This is a genomic window from Vibrio sp. Vb1337, assembly GCF_033338715.1.
Classification (GTDB): domain Bacteria; phylum Pseudomonadota; class Gammaproteobacteria; order Enterobacterales; family Vibrionaceae; genus Vibrio; species Vibrio alginolyticus.
Window position 1 is genome coordinate 150,446 of record NZ_JAWOTD010000007.1, and the last position, 20,052, is coordinate 170,497.

A 20,052-nucleotide genomic window follows, 5' to 3' on the forward strand; every position below is an offset into this window, starting at 1 on the left:
TTACGCTCCTTGTAACTCTGGTTGTTTGTGGACGTCATGGATGTTTGGGAAAGAAGCCCATAGCTTTTGCGTGTAAGGGTGTTGAGGATGATTGCGTATATCGTATGCTCGATTGACTTCGACGATTTCTCCGTGACGCATGATTGCAATTCGATCACATAGTTGGCTCATGAGTGCCAGGTCATGAGTGATAAAGAGGACTGAAAAACCGAACTCATCTCTAAGCTGATAAATTTGCTGTAAAATTTCTCTCTGTACCACTACATCTAATGCTGTTGTGGGTTCATCCATAATGATCAGTTTTGGATTTAGAGACAAAGCAATGGCTATCACCAACCGCTGACGCATTCCTCCTGAAAATTGATGAGGATATTCTGCTAAGCGTTCTCGAGGAATATTGACCAAGTCCAACAACTTTTCTGCTCTATCTTTTGCTTGAGCGTTAGTGAGGCCTTGATGGTGTCGTAATACATCTGCAAATTGCTCTTGTATCGTTAAGACAGGGTTGAGTGAGTTCATCGCGCTCTGGAACACCATGGCGATTTCACTCCACCTTAGAGCGGTCAGTTCAGAGTCTGAGATACTAAGGATATCTTTGCCATCAAACCATATTTTACCGCCAGAAATGAACGCTGGCGGCTTATGAAGACGATTTATTGAGAATGCGATTGTGCTTTTACCACATCCAGATTCACCGGCGAGACCAAATACTTCGCCTTTGCCGATATCAAAGCTGACGGACTTTACCGCATTAAAATCACCATTATCAGTGATGTAATCGACGCACAAATCTCGGATCTGGATGACCGGGTCATTGTGGTATGCATGACTTAAGTTAATACCATCCATATAAACACCTTACCAATCTAAAAGATAATTATTATCATTATCAGGTGTGGCGGTTTTTAGAAAGTATCAAACCATGAATCAGTGAAGTGACTCGAAAGTTAGGTGAAACAGGAAGTGGTGTAATGCGTCGTTGATAAAACTAAAGAAGAGCAGAATTGAGAGCTAGATCAGCACACTTTTCGTAGGGGGAATTACTCAAATTTAATCGTAAATTTGTCCCTTGGCAAAACTTAAATGATGAATCTATTAAGGAGTTAACGAAAGGGCGGGAGGGGTCACATTTCCCTACAGTTTTTCTTACCACCTTGTTCCGGTTTTGCTATAGATTACGCATCGAAAACATGGTGTGTTCGGAGGAAATATGTCCATTAATTCTATCGACCATGACGAGATGACCAACATCGCTCACAAATGGGAATTACCTGATGAGGAAACCGTTGTGAAGCCAGAGAAAACAGTGAAATCAGCAGAAGCCAGAAGACGCATTGAAGCGTTACGTGAGATCCGTGAAAGTGGGTTGACCATTGAAGAAGCAAGGGAGCTTGGCTTGATACACTGATCGCCTCAGGTTGGTTTAGCAACCCATAGGGTAGTCGACGGACTGCCCTTTTTATTTTTTCACTCTATTACTCTCTTATTCAAACCCTCCATTTATCTGTCTTGCGCCTCAAAAGCACGAGTTTCACACTCACGTCCCGTCCCGAAGAAGTTTGACAATCTGACCTTGTGTTACTAGATATATCAGTAGCGATATGCTTTTTGTTGATTATCGCAACCACAAAGCAAGGAGCGCAAGTATGGTTGATCAAATCCTTTTTTATGAGCCCGATGAACCCCACGGTTTTCTCTCAAATTTTTGCCATGCCCCAGTCAATATCTCCTCCCAAACTTGGCCCACCAGCGAACATTATTACCAAGCCCAAAAGTTTCTCGATGCTCAGTTGCAAAGTAAAATTCAGCACGCAAGCACCCCTGATGAAGCGTTTGCTTTAAGCCGTAAATACGAACACTTTGTCAGAAGCGATTGGGACGATATAAAGTTGGCTGTTATGGCTTTCATCGTTAGGGAAAAGTTTCTACAAAATCCACCATTAGCGCAGCAATTAATGAGAACGGGTAATGCTTGCCTAACAGAGCATTCTCATAAAGATGCCTTTTGGGGAGACGGGGGAGATGGTAAAGGAGAAAATCATCTAGGAGAGATTCTGATGAATGTTCGAGCAGAGCTGAGACATGTTGAGCCTTACAATCTCGTGAAGTTTATCGATAAAGCCAAATTGCCCACCCAGTGGGGCACATTTATGATGTACGGCTTTATTGAAGCCGCGACAAATAAAGAGCATCTTGCTCTGGTCTATGGCGAGCCAACAAAAAGTGCAGCACCACTTATTCGGTTGCATTCGGAGTGTCTTACCGGAGATGCTCTATTTAGCACGCGTTGTGACTGTGGTTTTCAGCTTAATAGAGCGCTACAAAACATCGTCAAAGAGGGATGTGGCGTGCTGCTTTATTTACGTCAAGAAGGGCGTGGAATCGGCTTGATTAATAAAATTCGTGCCTATCACCTACAAGATGATGGCGCAGATACCGTGGAAGCAAATGAGCGTTTAGGTTTTGCCGCTGATATGCGTGATTACGCGTTCTGTAAAGGAATGCTAGAGCATTTGGGGATTGACGCTGTGCGTCTAATGACGAATAACCCACGCAAGCTCGCCGCCTTAAAAGCGGTTGATATTAACGTCATTGAACGAGTGCCATTACAAGAAGGGAATAACCCAAGTAATCAACATTACCTGCAAACCAAGGCGAGTAAATTGGGGCACATGTTTGATCCTAAGTTTGTTAACCACATTAAGTAAGTGCTACAGATTTCCCAGAAACAAAAACGCCAACGTATCATCGTTGGCGTTTTTGTTAATGAGTTGATTCATTGATACTTTTGAATGATTTCATCAATTTCCCCTGAGGCTTTTAATTCAACGAGTCGTGTATTGATGTAATTTTGAGTTTCTGGTTGCATTTGAGGTGAAAAAGCCAGGTAGATTGAGTAGTCAGGAATAACCGAGCTGAAAGGCTGTATCTGAAAATTCTCTAACGGCAAATTGAGTCGCTTTAAGTTGTAAAGGACTCGGGATTCCATCTCGACAAAAGCTGTATCTCCAGGGGTTCGGCTTATCACTCGGTATGCGGCGTTGTAGTCTTTCACACGCATTTCATTGACACTGCCATTTTCAAAGAACGGTGTTAAATTTGGATAATCAAACCCCAGCAGTAATACAATAGAACGACCATGCATCGTATCCATATTTTTGAATTCTAAAGGCTTCTCGCTACTCGACACCAGTACATGTTTTACAGTGTAAATGGGCTCCTCAGATAAATTTTCCGATTGCACCTTGCCCCAGTTCGGGCTGCCATAAGTTAACCAGTTTGGCTCAGCGCCTTCTTCCAATATGGAAATCATGCGCTTAAATGGATAAGTGTGATAATTCACTTGGTAATCCGACTCCGCGAAGATAGCGCTGACGATATCGGTCACAATTCCGGAGTGCATTTGTCCCTGTTGTTCAATTTGAAATGGTCGAGCTTGTTCAGCAATGACGTAATAGTTCACTTGATTTGCGGTCACATGAGAACTTACAACAATTAAGCTAAAAGCCAATCTAAGTAGAAGTCTTTTCATCGTATCCTCGATTATTATTTGTGCGTAGCTATATTTAGAGTAGCGCAAGTTTATCGGAGCGGTTTCATATGGATGAAAAAGAGCGATCTCAACGTCGTTTTAGTATCGGCAACCAACTTATGTTGGCGGTATTAACGTTGAGTTTAATCTTTACGGTCATCATTTCTACAGTGAGCTTATATCGAGTTTTTCACGAAGATTTAGCCCATTTAGATGTTGAATTAAAGCAGGTTGAGTCTAGCTATTTATCGAGCTTTTCTGCGAGTTTGTGGGTAGAGGATAGGGAGCTGTTGCTGACACAAGCTCAAGGTGCAATGCGTATGCCCTCGGTGGACTACTTACGTATTGCTAGTGAAGACGAAGTTATCATTGAATTAGGTTCGGCGCTTTCTGAGGATGTTGTCGAGAGAAGCTGGCCGATGCAGTATCGGGTCGGCGATAAAACGTATGATCTCGCGATATTAACGGTTCAATCGGATCTTAGCGCGATATATGAAGATCTTTGGCAGCAGTTCTTTTTTCTACTTACGACAGAAGCGATCAAAATTCTTGTTCTCATCATTGGTGTTCTTTGGGTGGCGTTTCGCTTGTTGGTCAATCCGTTACAATTGCTGTCTGGTGCGGTGAGCGATTTTCGTGGCGGTACAGTGCCGAGTAAAGTGACTCTCCCTAAACGATGGTGCTTTGATGAAGTGAGTGTTTTGGCAGAGAAATACAACCGAAGTGTTGAGAAAGTGAAAGAGCACCAGACTGAGTTAGAGGCTGAACGCGATAGGGCAGAAGTCGCTAATCGTAAGAAAAGTGAGTTTCTTGCCACTATGAGTCATGAGATCCGCACACCGATGAATGGCATTATTGGTGTGTCGTCGTTGCTCAATGACACCGACCTCGATCCCCAGCAAAAAGAGTTTGTAGAGATCATTGACAGTTCTTCTCACTCACTAATGACGATCATCGACGACATTTTGGACTTCTCTAAAGTTGAAGCTGGCAAAGTAGAGCTGGAATACACGAGCTATGATCTTCGCGAGCTACTTGACGATGTCATCAGTTTACATAGTGTCAAAGCCAAGCAGAAAAACTTACAGCTGCTCAGCGATATTGATCCTCACTTGCCAATGGAAGTGCAAGGTGATGCCACACGATTGAAACAAGTTCTGAACAATTTGTTGAGCAACGCGATTAAATTTACCGAGCGCGGTCATGTGAAGCTTCTTGTAGCGTTATCTCGACTTGATGGAGAGACCGCTCATATCCGGTTTCGGGTTGTGGATTCTGGTATTGGTATTGCGAAAGAGCACCAACAAGCAATCTTCGAACGCTTCCAACAAGCTGATGGTAGTACCACCAGAAAGTATGGTGGGACAGGGCTTGGTTTGGCGATAGCTGCACAGTTGGTTAACTTGATGGGAGGGGAAATACAACTAACAAGTGAGCTTGGGCTGGGAAGCTGTTTTGAATTTTCGATTCCTGTTGCTGTAATAAATGCGCAATCGACCTATACCGACCAACTTAATGTATTAGATTTCCCGAAAGCGGAAGACAACGAAATCAGCCCTCAAGATAACGATAAACCTTGGGTATTGGTTGTTGAAGATACCATCGTCAATCAGAAGGTAGTTCGCATCATGTTAGAAAAACTGGGTGTGCGAGTGAGTGTCGCCAACCATGGCGAAGAAGCATTGCAGCTGTGTGATCAGCAGCCTTTCGATTTGATTTTTATGGACTGCCAAATGCCTGTGATGGATGGGTTTATTGCTACGGAGCGAATTCGAAAAATGGGAGAGTGGGGGAAACACGTTCCAATTATTGCGCTAAGTGCCAATGTCATTAAAGAGGAGCAGCAACATTGCTTCGATGTTGGGATGAACGAGTTCGTGGCTAAACCCGTTACCAAGACTCGATTACAACAAATATTCGAACAGCATTTACCAAAAGCACTGAAAATCAGCGCTGTGCCTAAATAGTTAACTTGAAATCGATCAAGTTAAGTGCGTTTCTATTCTGTAATTGTAACTCTGTGTGATATAGTGCCCGGCTAGTATTTAAAGTACCTTGAGGCTGTGAATGTCGTTTAATCTATCCCTATTGCCGCCTGACGAAAAAAACAAAATCGAACTGGATAAGCAGGCGTCGTTTTTGGTTTGGAAGCTCAGAGAGGCCAAATCTGGTCCTGAAGCAATAGAAGAACAGTTGTCCAAGATTAACGATGCTGATGAAAAGGCGTTTTTTCAGCAATCGGTCGAAAAGTACAAACGAGTAATGGGTGTCGCTTAACGCGAACCGTGGCAATGGTTCAATCCAATGCGACGAATGAGGTAACCTCCCTATTCCTTTGCTAAGCGAAATTGAAAAGGTTTCGCTTTTTGCTAAAATCCTTCGCATTAAATTTGAATTTAGAGAGACATCCCGATGGGAAGAAGTTTTGAAGTGCGCAAAGCCTCTATGGCGAAAACTGCAGGCGCGAAAATTAAAGTTTATTCCAAATACGGTAAAGAAATTTACATGTGCGCGAAAAACGGTGGTGGTGATCCAGACATGAACTTGTCTTTGAAACACCTGATCGCAAAAGCGAAAAAAGACCAAGTTCCTGCGCACGTTATCGATAAAGCGATCGACAAAGCGAACGGTGGCGGTGGTGAAGACTACACTCCAGCACGTTACGAAGGCTTCGGCCCTGGCGGTACTAGCGTTATCGTTGACTGTCTAACAGACAACGGCAACCGTACTTTCCAAGATGTACGCCAATGCTTTGTGAAAGTCGGTGCGAAAATTGGTGTTGAGGGCTCGGTTTCTCACATGTTCGATCACCAAGCGGTATTCCAGTTCAAAGGCGACGATGATGAAATCATCCTAGAAACGCTAATGATGGAAGACGTAGACGTTACTGACGTTGAGCTAGAAGACGGTGTTATCACTGTATTCGCACCTCACACAGAATTCTTCAAAACAAAAACTGCGCTTAACGGTGCATTTCCAGATCTAACGATCGATGTTGAAGAAATCACATTCGTTCCTCAAACTCATACGCCTGTATCGGGTGAAGATGCTGAGAAGTTCCAGAAATTCCTAGATCTTCTAGATGACTGTGATGATGTTCAGCAGGTTTACCACAACGCAGAGCTGTAATTAATTCGCTCATATCGTTGTAAAAAGGCTTCCTTAGGGAAGCCTTTTTTGCTTGCTTTCTCAAGCAGAGCTATGCGTTACGATATTTGGAATAACACAGCGACATGATTACACCAAAACAGATACCTTGAGTTAGCATCGCCGTGCCGCCATAGCTAAAGAAGGGAAGTGGGCTACCCATTACTGGCAACAAGCCGCTAACCATGCCAGTATTGATAAAAGCATACAGAAAAAAGCTCATCGCTAATGCGCCACTTACCAGCCGACTAAAAAAGTGGTCAGACTGACATGCAAGCAACATAACGCGTGCAGTGATAAACAAGTACAATGCGAGTAAGACTAAACTGCCAACAAAGCCCCATTCTTCTGCATAGGTCGAAAAAATAAAGTCCGTATGACTTTCTGGAATAAAGCCAAGTGTTCCCTGCGTTGCATTCATCCAACCTTTGCCTTTCATACCGCCTGAGCCAATCGCAATCAAAGATTGGATGATTTGGTAGCCCGAACCCAGTGGATCGGACTCAGGGTGCAAGAACTGTGTTACACGGCTCTTTTGATAGGTTTCCATAACGAAGAACCATAAAATAGGTGCTAACGTTAGAATGCTCGCAATAAACCCGCAGATTATTTTCCAGCTCATGCCAGCCAAAAACAAAACGAACAATGCATAAATGATGGTAAAAACTGCACCGTCTAAATCCGGTTGTAGCGCGATTAACCCGGCAGGAATCATTGTAATAAGTAAGCAAAACGCAATTTTCCGACTGTTTGGTCGACCTCCTTCAATATGAAGCATCCAGGCGATCATGATTGGAATGGAAAGTTTGATTAGTTCAGACGGTTGAAAGCGGAAGAAGCCGATATCGAGCCAACGTTGAGAGCCATTGGTGCTATCACCAAATAAAGCGACAGCAAGTAGTAGCGCAACCGCAATAATGTAGAGATATGGAGCTGAGCGCTGATAGCTGGACGCTGGAATCGAGGACATGACCAAGATACAAACTAATGTCAGTCCGCAGCGCGCCAAATGTTTGAAGAGCATCGCCTCATTAAAGCTACTGGCACTCCAGAGAGTGAGCGAACTTAACAGCATGATCGGAATGATCGCCATGAGTAGTGGCAAATCAACTCTTGGGAAATAACGCTTATTCATTTTCAACGACCTAATAACGCACCTATTTTGAGTGCGAAAACAACTAAAACTCGAAGAGTTCAAACTATTCCGATGCTAAGAATCTCGATTTCGAAACAACAGACACCATGCAAAGGTGTGTAAGAAAGGAGAGTGCGCACTGTCTGTTATGGGTAGTTGTGGGATGGATAAATACACTAGCCTCAGATTTTAAGCCAGTGTTTTTATTGTGACTGCCGTAAAAATGTAGCGTTACGAATGAACGGAATTGTATTTTCTGTTTAAGTGAATGTCATTCATCCTCTCTCAATACCATTCACTCCGCATAACTGCCATTGGTCGCATGCAAAAGCAGCGTGCGATCTTCTCCCTTAATCTGAAACCATCAAATCACGTTCAACTAAGGACAGTACATGATGGTTTCTCAATTTCGCTCAATCAAAGCTCTTAAACTGGCAAGTACCTTTATCGCCGCATTTGCACTCAGCAGCAATCTGACTCTGGCTAACCCAAGCGAGCGCACACTCAGTCAATTCAACCAAGCGGCGCAGGGTGACTCTGGTTTAGTTGATACCGTTTACGGCGAATTATCCAAACAACTTGAAGAGCAGGGCGCAACGCCGGTGACCTTGGTTTACTTGGGCAGTGCTGAAACGTTGCAAGGTCGTGAGGCGTTTATGCCTTGGAACAAGATGAAGTTCACCGAGCGCGGTCTTGCCACAATCCAAAAAGGTTTGGATCTAATGGCGAATCAGCCAGTACCACTGCAAGAGCAACAACGCTTACAAGGTTTGCCGGAATACCAGCTAGCTACCGCCATGGCAGCTACTACGTTTACCTCTCTGCCAGACATGTTCAATCACTTTGAGCGTGGCTACGAGCTGTACCTTTCTCTGCTCGATGAACCGAGTTTTAGCCAACAACCTTTCGCGGCTACTTCGTGGATTTACCGTTATGCCATTGAAGCGGCACTGCGCGCTGAAGATGTTCAACAAGCCAAAACATGGTTAGCGCAAATGGAGCAATTGGGCGACAGCAATCTAGAAACGCAAACCGCGAAAGCGTTGCTAGCCAAGTATTAGGGAGGCGTCATGATCGTTTTTAATCAACTTAGTCGCGATTATGCCCTTGGCAGCCAAACGGTGCGTGCATTGCGAGACGTTTCTGGTGAAGTATTTGCCGGCGAAATGGTGGCATTGTGCGGGCCGTCTGGCTCAGGCAAGAGCACCTTACTTAACGTGCTTGGCATGCTGGATACTCAATACCAAGGTCAGGTGACATTTGCAGGCAGCCCATACCCAACCGGACAAATGCAGGCGGCGAAAATGCGCCGTGAAAAGCTTGGTTTTGTGTTCCAAAAATTCAATCTTGTCCCCGTGATGACAGCGCTAGAGAACGTGGCTTATCCGCTGCATCTCAACGGCTTTTTAAAAGCAGAACAAACCGAGCTTGCTACACAAATGCTGGAACACGTTGGCTTGGGCGAGTTTATTCATCACATGCCCGATAACCTATCGGGCGGTCAGCAACAACGCGTGGCAATTGCTCGTGCGTTAGTACACAAACCAGCATTGGTGATTGCTGATGAGCCAACCGCAAGCCTTGATAGCCAAACTGCCAACAAGGTCATCGACATTATGAAAGGGCTCGGACACGAGCTAGGCACCACTTTTATCGTCGCCACTCACGATCCTCGCATGGCATCCCGTTGTGATCGAACCATTGAGTTGGTGGATGGCAAAATCACCCAAACGCACGCGAGTGTGGAGGAGGTTTCATGGGCAAGCTAATTCCTGTTTCGGTTCGCCTTGCTTGGTTGAACCTACAACGTAATCGCCGTCGCAGTTTGTTATCGATGCTGATCATCGCCATTGCCGTGTTTGCCTTAACCAGTGCGGGCGGCTTTGGTCTGTACACCTACGACAGTTTGAAAGAATCGACAGCGCGTGACACCGGGCATCTGACGTTAACCACACCGGGTTACTTCGCCAAAGAAGAAGAGATGCCGCTGAGTAACGGGTTAACTCATGCCGATGACATCACCAAGCAATTGATTGGCTTGAATGAAGTGCGAGGGGTTCAACCACGAGTTGAGTTCAGCGGTTTGATTTCCAACGGCAACAAGTCATCGATCTTTATCGGCATTGGTGTTAACGAGCGCGAATTCGATATGAAAGGACCGTTTTTGGATCTGCGCGAAGGGCAAACGCTGTCCAACATTCATGCATCGCGTTATGACCCAGCAGAGCCGGAAGTGATGCTTGGCGTTGATTTGGCGAACAACTTAAGCGTACACGTTGGCGATTGGATTACCTTGCTGGCGACCACAACCGACGGTGCATTGAACGCGTATGACTTCAAAGTTCGTGGCATCTACTCAACTGGCGTGCCAGAGCTTGATAAACGCCAGCTTTACGTGCACATCAACAGCGCGCAATCGCTGCTCGGTTCAGACAAAGTCAGTGCGTTATCTGTCTTTCTGTTCGATACCAGTTTAACTAGCCAAGTCGAGCAACAAGTGGCTTCGGTTTTGAGTAAGCAAAAGCAGAACTTTGGCGAGCAAGATATTGAGATTACGCCTTGGCAAGAACGCGCGTTCTTCTATCTCAAAGTGAAAGATTTGTACGACCGTATCTTCGGCATCATGGGTGCAGTAATGGCGCTGGTGGTCTTTGTTGCCCTGTTCAACACCATGACCATGTCGGTCACCGAGCGTACTCGTGAAATCGGCACCTTGTCGGCTCTTGGTAGCTACCCTCGCGAAATCATTGCTGGGTTCTTGCGCGAAGCAGGGTTACTTGCGGTGATTGGCAGCTTAATCGGCGCTTTGTTTACGGCGCTAGTCACCATTTTACTGATGGTCGTGGATGTGCAAATGCCGCCACCGCCAGGACGCACAGAAGGTTACCCATTAACGATTTACTTCTCTTGGGAGCTGGTGGCTGTCGCTGGATTCGCAGTATTGATGATTTGTTTGGTTGCAGCGTTTTTCTCGGCACGCAAAGGGGTGAACAAGCCAATTACGGAGGCTCTGATTTATGTTTAATTTCAAATCACTATTACCAATTGTACTGCTGACGGTAGGCGGCATGGCAAGCATGAATGCCAGTGCGAATGAAACAGCGTTAGATGCACAGCAAGTCGCGCAATTGATTGAAAAAGCCGACAGCTACCGCTTGCAAGATGATTCCTCCAAAGTGGTGTCACTGGTGCGCTTATATCAAGGCCAAGAATTAGATAAAACCCGCCTTTACCACGTGTACACGCGTCCAAATCGTGAATCGTTGGTGGTGTTCAAATCGGCAGTCGAAGCTGGACAAAAGATGCTGATGATGGGCGACAACTACTGGCTGCAAATGCCAAAGAGCCGACGTCCGATTCGCATTACGCCAATGCAAAAGCTGCTTGGTGAAGCGTCTATCGGCGACATCTCAACCCTGACGTGGAGCCAAGATTATCAAGGTGAATGGAAAGCGACAGAAACTGTTTCGGTGAATGAAGAAAGTGTCGCGGCTTATCACCTTGCCTTAACCGCGAAAACAAAAGGGGCGAGTTATCAGAAGATCGACTTATGGTTGTCTGAGCAAGATGCATTTCCAATCAAAGCCGATCTCTACTTGCGCTCTGGCAAACTCGCCAAGCAAGCGCAATACGGACGCGCAACCGACAATGGCGAAGACTATGTCAGTGAGATGACCTTGCTTGATAGCATTCAGCCGAGCAAAAAGACCGTTATCGAGTATCAAGAAATCGTGCCTTGGCAACTGGACAACAAGTTCTACAACCCAAGCTATTTGCCGAAAGCCAATACGACTCAGCTTTAGCCTGAACTCCTTAAATAGAACCATGAAAACGAGCAAGGAAGTCACATGAAATCGCACCAGCCTAACCTTAACAAAAGCACCAGTTTGTTGATTGCTGCGTCGTTGTGTGTGGGCGCAGCAGCCCCAGTTTTTGCCAATGATGAGCTGAGTTTTGAGTGGGATTGGGCTGTCAGTTACGAAACTGCCAAGCAGCGTGACAGCGCATTTATGCAGGCGCAGGGCAGTTCTCGCGATTCACTTAATGCACTCTTGGATGTGCAGATGAATTATCAAAACTTCAGTGGCTTGTTTGCTCTGTACAGCCAAGGGTTGTATCTCAACCAACAAGGAGAGAGTGATTGGTGGAGTGAAGCTGATAACCAACTGTTGATTCGAGAGTTGGCTTGGCTAGGGGAGTGGCAAGTCGGTGACACTACACTTGATGTGAGTTTGGGTAAGTTGCGCGTGGATTGGGGCGTGGGTTATGGCTACCGACCTTTGGACCTGTTTAAGCCTTATCGACAAAACCCGGTTGGCTTAGTCGCAGAAGAGGGGGCGGGCGTGTTTTCACTTTCACACTACGATATGGCCGGCGAGTGGACAGTTATTGCGACCGATTCAAGCTGGGGGCAACAAGATCAAAGTGCACTTGATCAAGCCGCAGAGCAGCAAGGTGTTGGTATTCGTCGTTATGCGCTGGTGGGTGATACCGAGTATCAACTTATTGGTTATTACGATGATGTGCGCCGAGGTTTACTCGGAGCCAGTGCCATTGCGGTGTGGGATGAATCCATCGCCATGCACGGTTCCATGCTGTGGCAAAAGCAAAGTGTTGGCTATCAGTTTCATCAGGATGATCTTTACCAACCCGTTTCGGTTGAGGAGCAGGGCAGCGCATTCCAAGCCTTAGTTGGGGTGAATTGGGCAAACCAAGCCGGACACAACGTGATTGCTGAATATTGGTACGACAGCCGAGCATGGTCGAAAAGCGAATGGCAACAAGCAATAGAGCGTGGCGAATTACTCTCTCAGATCCCTGAACCTAACAACTCTCTGTTGGCTAGCAGCGCTCTACTTGCGACAAGCTACGCCCAAGGGTTTCAGCATGCCAATATCGTTCAGCATAACCTAATGCTGCACTGGAGTTGGGATTTGGAAGCGTGGGCTGCATGGAACGGTAAAGTGGATATGGGCTGGCTAAGTGATGTAACCCCTACGTTGGATGTGATGTTGTCGCCGCAAGATGGTGGTGTGATTGTCACACAGTGGCTTAACTACCAATGGATTGATACTGGCGATCAAAGTGTAGAAGTGGAAGTTGCCGCACGCTTTTTAACCGGAGACGACCAATCTGCTTACGCACAAATCAATGATAAGCATATGATTGTATTTAATATCAAAGGGAAGTTTTAAATGTGTTCAGCAAAATCAGTAGTTGAGAGTGGGTGGTTACGTAGTTTATTAGTGACCACAGTATTTTGTCTCTTTATCTCAGCAATGACGCTCTCAGTTTGGGGCGGCCCCTACTATGTGCATGTGCTGGTGAGCTTTGGGTTTGGCTACTCGGCTATCTTCTTCTCATGGTTGATTGACCGTTTGTTTCCAACCATTCCACGTATGATAGAAGTGGTGTGTTCGCTTGTTGCCTGTTTATTGTTTGGGGTGATTAATGCGCAATTTTGGCTCGGAGAGTATTTTGGTATCTCCGATATGATCCCTGTTGGCTTAATGGGATTACTGTTTAGCGGTATGTGTTATTTCTATTTTTACTCGCGTGAGAAAGAGGCGGTTGCTCAACGAGAGTTGGAAGCCATCAAGCGCGAGAAAGCAGAGCAAGATCGTGCGCTGTTACTGAGTCAGCTTAAGCAGATGCAAAGCCAGATTGAACCACATTTCCTATTTAATACCTTGGCGAATATCAGCGCGCTCATGTCGCAAGATGTCGATAAAGCTAAGCTGATGCTAGAACAGTTAACAGCGCTGCTGCGAGCAACGCTCAAAAGCTCACGTGAAGAGCACACTACCATAGACAATGAAACGGCGTTAATTGAGGCTTACTTAGGCATTCAGCAAACCCGTTTAGGTGACCGACTCAGTTACAAGATTGAGGTGGAAGAGGGATTAGGCAGAACCGAGCTACCGCCGATGATGCTTCAACCCTTAATCGAAAACGCCATCATCCATGGTATTGAGCCAAAGCGAGAAGGTGGTGAAGTCAGCTTGCTGATTAAGCGCGAACAGCAGAACTTGAAGATTGAAGTCAGAGATACAGGTATTGGCTTGAATCACGTGAGTGGTCACATGGGCTCTGGCGTGGGTCTAAGTAATCTCAAGCAGCGAGTTGAAGCTTTGTTCGCAGGGCAAGGAGAGGTCTCTATCAGTGAGTCTGCTCAGGGTGGTGTTTGTGTTAGCTTGAGCTGGCCAATGGAATCGTAATCAAGGAAGAAAGGAATGAATACAGGGTTTACTGCCATTATTGCTGATGATGAACCGCTATTGAGGCGTCATCTTGATAAAAGCCTAGCTGAAGTGTGGCCAGAGCTAGAGGTAATTGCCAAAGTCGCAGATGGTGAACAAGCGTTGCAAGCCATTGAACACAGCCAACCTGACATTGCGTTTCTCGATATTCGTATGCCAGTTTTGGATGGCATGACATTGGCGCAAAAACTCAATCAACTCGCCAACCCACCTTTGATTGTGTTTGTCACCGCGTACGATGATTACGCTATAAAAGCTTTTGAGCAAAATGCCGCCGATTATTTGCTCAAGCCTATCTCAGATGAGCGCCTCCTGACGACGTGTGAAAGAGTGAAAGCACGCCTTGCTAAGCGAGAGCAAGAAAGCAGTAATGTGCAGATGAGCAGCCTATTAGAGCAGTTGCAGCAATTATCTGCGCCACAAACGCCGCAATATCTTCAGTGGATCAAAGCGACGCAAGGGGAAGACATTCATCTGATCGCCACGTCTGATGTGTTGTATTTCAAAGCGGAAGAAAAATACGTTTCTGTGTATGCCCAACAAGGACAAGGCAAAGTGCAGGAGTATTTGATTCGTACATCGTTGAAAGAGTTGATAGGGCAGCTTAACCCAGAACAGTTCTGGCAAGTACACCGTTCAAGCGTGGTGCAAGTGTGCAAAATTAACAAAGTAAACAAAGACTTTGCTGGCAGAATGTTTGTTCACGTTGGAGAGAACAAGCTCCCGGTGAGCCGTGCATCTCAAAGTTTGTTCAAAGGGATGTAATCGCTAGAACTGTTCACTCTTTACACTGTAAACTCGCTACTCTTAACCCAAATTATCAAGGAAGATAAATGAGTTATCGCGTAACCCTATTAAATGCGACGGGAGAGTTGTCTCCAATCTCTGAGTATTTACATCAGAAACTTGATGATCTGAGCTCACAGCTTTCTAGTTACTTTGATTTAAGTAACATTGACCTCACCGTTAGCCCGTTTGATTGCAATGACGTACCGCAGACGGGGATTGGCGGCTATTGCTTAAGTGCCTATCGTGTAGAGATTCTGCTTGATACTCAACGTGCTGATATTAAAAACGTTATTGAGAAAGAACTGGCTGCGGTGTTAGCGCATGAGTTGCATCACCTGTTCCGTATACGAGCCGGAGAGAATGGCGTTGCACTTGGTGATGTGCTGATTATGGAAGGGTTAGCTTGTCATTTCGAACGTAAGATGAATGGCGGCGTCACTCCGAGCTTGTTTGAGCAAATCAAAGATCAAGATTGGCGCCCTTTCTACGCTGAGATGAAAGACAAGTTGACCAGCTTAGATTACAACTTCGACGCTTACTTTCTTGGCAGCGATGAAAGCCGCTGGCCGAAATACATGGGGTATTGGGTTGGGTACAACCTTGTTGCTGAATATCTGGCTGACTTTCAAGGCTCTGAGCTTGATTTAGTCGGAGCAAAAGCCGAGCTTTTCTATCAATAACTCCGGCACAAGCCAAACTAATCGGCTGAGTCATAAAAACAAAAAGCGCCTAAGTCATCAGACGTTAGGCGCTTTCTTCGTTTTATAGCGAAGATTTCTCTGCAGAGGTGAATGGGTTTATTCGCTGATCGTCACTTTCTCGATAATGATTGGATCGCATGGCACATCATCGTGACCAAGCTTAGAGGTCGTTTTCACTTTCGCGATGCGGTTTACTACATCCATACCCGCGGTCACTTTACCAAACACGGCGTAGCCCCAGCCTAGGTTGGTAGTTGCGGTGTGGTCTAGGAAATCATTGTCTTCCAAGTTAATGAAGAACTGTGCTGTTGCAGAGTGCGGAGCATCGGTACGCGCCATTGCGATAGTGCCAACAAGGTTCTTTAGACCACGGTTTGCTTCGTTCGCGATAGGGGCGCGTGTTGGCTTTTCTGCCATGTCTTCGGTATGACCGCCACCTTGGATCATAAAGCCGTCGATAACGCGGTGGAAAATGGTGCCGTCGTAGAAGCCATCTTCACAGTATTTTTTGAAGTTCTTTGAGCTAACTGGCGCTCGTTCTAGGTTCAATTCAATTTCGATGTCACCGAAATTGGTGGTCATAATAATCATCTGGTTTTGCCCTTGTGGGTGCTTAGTTGGCGGCATTATAGCTAAGTCGCATTATGATAGCAGAAATAAAAACAGCGACGTTTTGGCGTCGCTGTTTGCATAGTGAATGGGTCAGGAAAGCGTTAAACCGTAAAGCGACCGACCAAGTCGTACAGCTCGTTAGCCTTGTGGTTAAGGTTGCCACTGCCTGCTCGGTTTTGGTTGGCAAGGTGTGCCGACTGGCTGCTTTGTTGAGAGATCACTTCAATACGTTGTGAAATCTCTTGCCCAACTTGGCTTTGCTCTTCAGTTGCCGTTGCGATAAGCGTGTTCATGTCCATGATGTTAGCAATTGCGGCTTGGATTTCTTGCAGTGCGGCAGAGGCTGCTCGTGCTTCTTCAACCGTTGCTTCACCACGCGCTTGGCTTGAACCCATGGCTTTCACTGCCGCATCCGAACCAGACTTCAATTGCTCAATCATTTGGTGAATTTCGCCTGTGCTGTCTTGAGTGCGACTTGCCAGTTTACGAACCTCATCGGCAACGACTGCGAAGCCGCGACCTTGTTCGCCTGCACGGGCTGCTTCAATGGCTGCGTTCAGTGCCAATAGGTTGGTTTGTTCGGCGATGTCTTGAATCACTTCTAGCGAAGAAGAAATGTTTTGTACATCGCTCTCTAAGCGAGAGATCACCGTGCTGGCTTCCGACACCTCTAGCGCGAGCGCTTCGACGGAGTTCGCTGCCGAATCAACAATGTGTTTCGCTTGCTGTGAATTTTCATCGGCGTCTTTGGCGGATTGCGCCGCTTGGTTAGCGTTACTGGAAATCTCGTGCGCTGTTGCTGTCATCTCGGTCATTGCCGCTGCGACTTGTTCGGTCTCTTCACGCTGACCAGAAGCCAACTCGTCCACTTGCGATGCTCGCTGTGACATGTCGTTGGTCTCTGAAACGACTTCTTGCCCGACATGGCTAACACTCTTGATTATGCCTTGCAGGCTTTCAACGAAGATATTGAAGTTACGGCTCAACTGAGTGAACTCCGGCACGCTTGATTCTTCCATACGCGCGGTTAAGTCTGCATCGCCTTGCGCGAAAGAGTGGATTGAGGCATCAAACTGCTCGATAGGCTTCATGATGCTGCGGTTAACAAACACCGCGAAGACCGCTACGATAGCTGCAATCGAGACACAGAACAGAGCAATTGCCGTCAGTGTGGTGTTGAGGGCCTGATGCGCGGCTTCTTCCATGTTTGCCACAATGGCGTCGATATCGTCAGTGTAGAAGCCCGTACCTAACATCAAATCCCATTCAGGAATGAAGACCGAGTAGCTGAGTTTCGGTAGTGCTTCGCTCTGACCGAGTTTCGGGAAGTAATAAGTCGTGAACTCACCAGTTTTGGAATTTTTGATCAAATCCTGAATCAGGTAATTGCCTTTCTTGTCCTGCAAGTTATAGAAGTTCTCTCCGATGCCTTTGGTGTTTTTACCCACCACGACACGCACGCCTTTTGAATCGTAACCGAAGATGTAGCCGGATTGGCCAAACTCCAACTGTTTCAAGATAGGCAGTGCTGCTTCAAGTGGGGCATTTTGAGCGAGTAGTGGCTCGACGGCGGAGCGCGCCATTTGGACGTAGTTTTTGAGCTCGGCTTTTTTCATCTCCATCATTTGACTTCGAGTCTGCTCAATCTCGTGTTCGTTGTAGGCTGTGGTTTGTAGATAGGTGAACCACATCATGCCTATTGCCATGGTTAGAATTGGAATTATTGAAAGGATATATAGTCGTTTTCTGATCGTCAGATTCATAGAGACGTCCTTCTCTCGGCGCAGCGTTACAAGTGACAAGCTGAATAAGCTTGCCTGATAAAAGTGTTAATACTTATTGTTGTAATGCTTAGAGATTAACCGAGTTAATCAATCAGAAGTACTGGAAATTTGTAAATCTAGACGAAGGTCGTAGCATTTTTAAGCGGGATCACAATTAACGTGAACACGACCCACTATTGCAACGAGAAGTCCCTGTTAACCAATATGAGACGCGATACCTATTCTTTGCGAATTTGAGGTAAAGCCAGTCAGCAACAGGTTTAACGAGGCGCCAACGCAGTGGAGCGTAGAGCCAACCGCGACCAACTAATTGCCACGCACGATGAGTCACGTCCAACCCAAGCAGAAGCTCCCCCTTTTCGTTGAGGGCGTGCAAAATGGTGTTGGCTTGTTCAGGATCGATCTGCGGATAATCTGCGAATGTATCACTATAGATATCGACGGTTTTGATGTGCTGCTTGGCATCGCGTTGTTTTAGCGCCTTCATCTCTTTGACACAAAGCGGGCAGGTTCCGTCATAAAATATGGTGAGTTTTGTCATTGCGGTCTTCTTATTTGAGATTTTCTAATCGCTTTTACGTGGCGAATTTTCTTTTGGTTCATTGTTTTGCAAGTAATGCAGCCAATTGTCGCGAATGTTGCCGTAATTGAATTGGCAGAACTCTTTGCGATCACGCAGGTAGTCTTTTTCTACTTCATCGAGTAAGGCTTTGTATTGCTCAGGAGCACTACCGTACACCAAACATAACGTTGAAAAGTAACGCTGCAAATCAAAGCTGTGTTCGTCAATGTACTCGCCAAAATCGTAGTAGTCCGGTCTGTCGTCGGATTCGAATGCGAACATGTCGGCGGCGCTAATGGCCATATCTGCGCCATCTTCTAGGAAGTCAATCATTAAAATAGTGGCAAAATTATCGACCGCATCTTCTTCTTTTCCGAGAACAGGGATGCTTTGATCTTCGATGTAAGCATGTCCAGCTTCATGAAGTAAAGTGTGCAATAACGTATCTAGCGCCCCTGTTTTTGGGGATTTTCCGAAGCGTTCTTCATACTGATTATTGGAGAAGTAATTGAGCGACTCCAAATAAAAAGTGTAAGGAACGTATATTGTGTGTGTATCAGGATCATACATTGGACCATCTTCTCCGCCGTAAACCAGCGTGAGAGCTTGATCAAATGGAAAGTAGGCCTGAGACAGCTCAACAAAGATGGTGTTTACATCGCTGCTTTGAATCGATTGTTGGGCGATTTTTTCATGAGTTGTCTCTATGGGAGAATATTGAATACGAATGTTTTCAGCTGCTGTAGCTGATGAGACGATGCTGAGTAATAGCGCAGCGCAAAGCGAATGAATGTTCATGTGGGACTCTTGTTATTGAATAACTTGTATAAAAAATTATACATGTTTTTGTCTGATGCATAGTTGGAGGTGTACTCATTAGCCAAAGTCGGGACGTCGGTCTCGAAAAGCAATCATGATAACATCGCATATTTCGGCTGCTTGGTTCTCTAGGGCGTTTATCAAGACCTCTTGGATAAGAACGGCGGTGAAGTTATTAGCTATGCATCGTATTCTAAGAAGCTTACTGAGTAACTGTGCTTCGATTTTTATCTGTGAAAATGATAATAGGCAGTTAATCATTGCAAGGTTTAACTATGGGGGTGGTGAATGTCACTGAATTGAAGAAAATTATCAGCGATATGTTATAATCCTGCTCCGTTGTGACGAAAACGTTTGTTGCAGCCTGAGAGTTTCCTTGGATTCGGCTCGTTTATACACCATGAGCCAGAGTTGAAAAGCTACGACAGGAACAGGCAAACCCAATTGTTTTGAACGCGCTCTCGGCGTTTAGCGGTTACAATGGGAAGGAACTTTGTTTGATAGTAATTGACACATTCTGTTTAAGTAAGGGAGCCCGAAGTGGTTCAGAAAGTGTCACCCAGAATTTACTCACAACACGACACCCCAAGCGATAACGCACAGGTATTGCGAGGGGCCATTTGAAGGAGCTGTATCAGCTCCTTTCACATTTAAGGGCTTGCTAACAGCGTAAAAACTGACACATCGCTTAAGGAGCGCCCCTTAAACTAG

Annotated in this window: 20 protein-coding genes; 13 read left to right on the plus strand and 7 right to left on the minus strand. The window is 45.8% G+C overall.

Annotation, left to right across the window (positions count from 1 at the left end):
- Positions 1 to 849, minus strand: a complete 849-nt coding sequence (locus R7E42_RS10225; protein WP_005374497.1) for an ABC transporter ATP-binding protein — start codon at positions 847 to 849, stop codon at positions 1 to 3.
- 361 nt (positions 850 to 1,210) lie between these two features.
- On the opposite strand from R7E42_RS10225, the gene R7E42_RS10230 reads away from it, so the two are divergent.
- Both R7E42_RS10230 and ribA read left to right on the plus strand, forming a co-directional pair.
- On the plus strand, positions 1,211 to 1,408 hold the full coding sequence (locus R7E42_RS10230; RefSeq protein WP_005374493.1) for a PA3496 family putative envelope integrity protein: 198 nt from the start codon (positions 1,211 to 1,213) through the stop codon (positions 1,406 to 1,408).
- Positions 1,409 to 1,646: 238 nt separating this feature from the next.
- The gene (gene ribA, locus R7E42_RS10235; RefSeq protein ID WP_005374492.1) at positions 1,647 to 2,708 is read left to right on the plus strand and encodes a GTP cyclohydrolase II; all 1,062 of its coding nucleotides are present in this window, start codon (positions 1,647 to 1,649) and stop codon (positions 2,706 to 2,708) included.
- A 68-nt stretch (positions 2,709 to 2,776) separates the two neighbouring features.
- Here the strand turns inward: ribA and R7E42_RS10240 are convergent, their stop codons facing one another.
- Positions 2,777 to 3,532 (minus strand): substrate-binding periplasmic protein, encoded by a 756-nt coding sequence (locus tag R7E42_RS10240; RefSeq protein ID WP_005374490.1) that lies wholly within the window; start codon positions 3,530 to 3,532, stop codon positions 2,777 to 2,779.
- Between the two features lie 68 nt (positions 3,533 to 3,600).
- Here R7E42_RS10240 and R7E42_RS10245 point away from each other — a divergent pair, with 68 nt between their 5' ends.
- From R7E42_RS10245 to R7E42_RS10255, 3 genes are all read left to right on the plus strand, one after another.
- A complete protein-coding gene (locus R7E42_RS10245; protein WP_318072631.1) occupies positions 3,601 to 5,499 on the plus strand; it encodes an ATP-binding protein in 1,899 nt (632 codons plus the stop codon).
- A 100-nt stretch (positions 5,500 to 5,599) separates the two neighbouring features.
- Positions 5,600 to 5,809: a DUF3283 family protein gene (locus tag R7E42_RS10250; protein WP_005374484.1), complete on the plus strand. Its 210-nt coding sequence runs from the start codon at positions 5,600 to 5,602 to the stop codon at positions 5,807 to 5,809.
- Positions 5,810 to 5,944: 135 nt separating this feature from the next.
- Positions 5,945 to 6,661, plus strand: coding sequence for a YebC/PmpR family DNA-binding transcriptional regulator (locus R7E42_RS10255; protein ID WP_005374482.1), 717 nt, complete (start codon positions 5,945 to 5,947; stop codon positions 6,659 to 6,661).
- A gap of 70 nt (positions 6,662 to 6,731) precedes the next feature.
- Here R7E42_RS10255 and rodA read toward each other — a convergent pair whose 3' ends face one another.
- Positions 6,732 to 7,814 (minus strand): rod shape-determining protein RodA, encoded by a 1,083-nt coding sequence (rodA, locus tag R7E42_RS10260; protein WP_017633806.1) that lies wholly within the window; start codon positions 7,812 to 7,814, stop codon positions 6,732 to 6,734.
- A gap of 392 nt (positions 7,815 to 8,206) precedes the next feature.
- On the opposite strand from rodA, the gene R7E42_RS10265 reads away from it, so the two are divergent.
- The 8 genes from R7E42_RS10265 (at position 8,207) to R7E42_RS10300 (ending at position 15,543) form a co-directional block, all read left to right on the plus strand.
- The gene (locus R7E42_RS10265; RefSeq protein WP_171345560.1) at positions 8,207 to 8,875 is read left to right on the plus strand and encodes a hypothetical protein; all 669 of its coding nucleotides are present in this window, start codon (positions 8,207 to 8,209) and stop codon (positions 8,873 to 8,875) included.
- A gap of 9 nt (positions 8,876 to 8,884) precedes the next feature.
- Positions 8,885 to 9,583: an ABC transporter ATP-binding protein gene (locus R7E42_RS10270; protein WP_078610161.1), complete on the plus strand. Its 699-nt coding sequence runs from the start codon at positions 8,885 to 8,887 to the stop codon at positions 9,581 to 9,583.
- On the plus strand, positions 9,571 to 10,839 hold the full coding sequence (locus tag R7E42_RS10275; protein ID WP_130545306.1) for an ABC transporter permease: 1,269 nt from the start codon (positions 9,571 to 9,573) through the stop codon (positions 10,837 to 10,839). The genes R7E42_RS10270 and R7E42_RS10275 overlap by 13 nt, the downstream gene beginning before the upstream one ends.
- The gene (locus R7E42_RS10280; protein ID WP_213903352.1) at positions 10,832 to 11,617 is read left to right on the plus strand and encodes an outer membrane lipoprotein-sorting protein; all 786 of its coding nucleotides are present in this window, start codon (positions 10,832 to 10,834) and stop codon (positions 11,615 to 11,617) included. Before R7E42_RS10275 ends, R7E42_RS10280 begins: the two co-directional genes overlap by 8 nt.
- 45 nt (positions 11,618 to 11,662) lie before the next feature.
- Positions 11,663 to 13,009 (plus strand): hypothetical protein, encoded by a 1,347-nt coding sequence (locus R7E42_RS10285; RefSeq protein ID WP_274342588.1) that lies wholly within the window; start codon positions 11,663 to 11,665, stop codon positions 13,007 to 13,009.
- Complete coding sequence (locus R7E42_RS10290) at positions 13,010 to 14,032, plus strand: sensor histidine kinase (protein WP_274342589.1); 1,023 nt, start codon at positions 13,010 to 13,012, stop codon at positions 14,030 to 14,032.
- A gap of 15 nt (positions 14,033 to 14,047) precedes the next feature.
- Positions 14,048 to 14,839 carry a LytR/AlgR family response regulator transcription factor gene (locus R7E42_RS10295; protein WP_274342590.1) on the plus strand — a complete coding sequence of 264 codons (792 nt, stop codon included), beginning with the start codon at positions 14,048 to 14,050 and terminating at the stop codon, positions 14,837 to 14,839.
- Positions 14,840 to 14,907: 68 nt separating this feature from the next.
- Positions 14,908 to 15,543, plus strand: coding sequence for a DUF2268 domain-containing putative Zn-dependent protease (locus R7E42_RS10300; RefSeq protein WP_274342591.1), 636 nt, complete (start codon positions 14,908 to 14,910; stop codon positions 15,541 to 15,543).
- 117 nt (positions 15,544 to 15,660) lie between these two features.
- On the opposite strand, the gene R7E42_RS10305 is transcribed toward R7E42_RS10300, so the two are convergent.
- The 4 genes from R7E42_RS10305 to R7E42_RS10320 all read right to left on the minus strand — a co-directional run bounded on the left by R7E42_RS10305 (position 15,661) and on the right by R7E42_RS10320 (position 19,320).
- A complete protein-coding gene (locus tag R7E42_RS10305; RefSeq protein WP_005374458.1) occupies positions 15,661 to 16,155 on the minus strand; it encodes a peptidylprolyl isomerase in 495 nt (164 codons plus the stop codon).
- A gap of 122 nt (positions 16,156 to 16,277) precedes the next feature.
- On the minus strand, positions 16,278 to 17,939 hold the full coding sequence (locus tag R7E42_RS10310) for a methyl-accepting chemotaxis protein (protein ID WP_042522321.1): 1,662 nt from the start codon (positions 17,937 to 17,939) through the stop codon (positions 16,278 to 16,280).
- Positions 17,940 to 18,114: 175 nt separating this feature from the next.
- Positions 18,115 to 18,501: a thiol-disulfide oxidoreductase DCC family protein gene (locus R7E42_RS10315; protein ID WP_285385387.1), complete on the minus strand. Its 387-nt coding sequence runs from the start codon at positions 18,499 to 18,501 to the stop codon at positions 18,115 to 18,117.
- Between the two features lie 24 nt (positions 18,502 to 18,525).
- A complete protein-coding gene (locus R7E42_RS10320; RefSeq protein ID WP_318072632.1) occupies positions 18,526 to 19,320 on the minus strand; it encodes a DUF4344 domain-containing metallopeptidase in 795 nt (264 codons plus the stop codon).
- Positions 19,321 to 20,052: the final 732 nt, after the last annotated feature.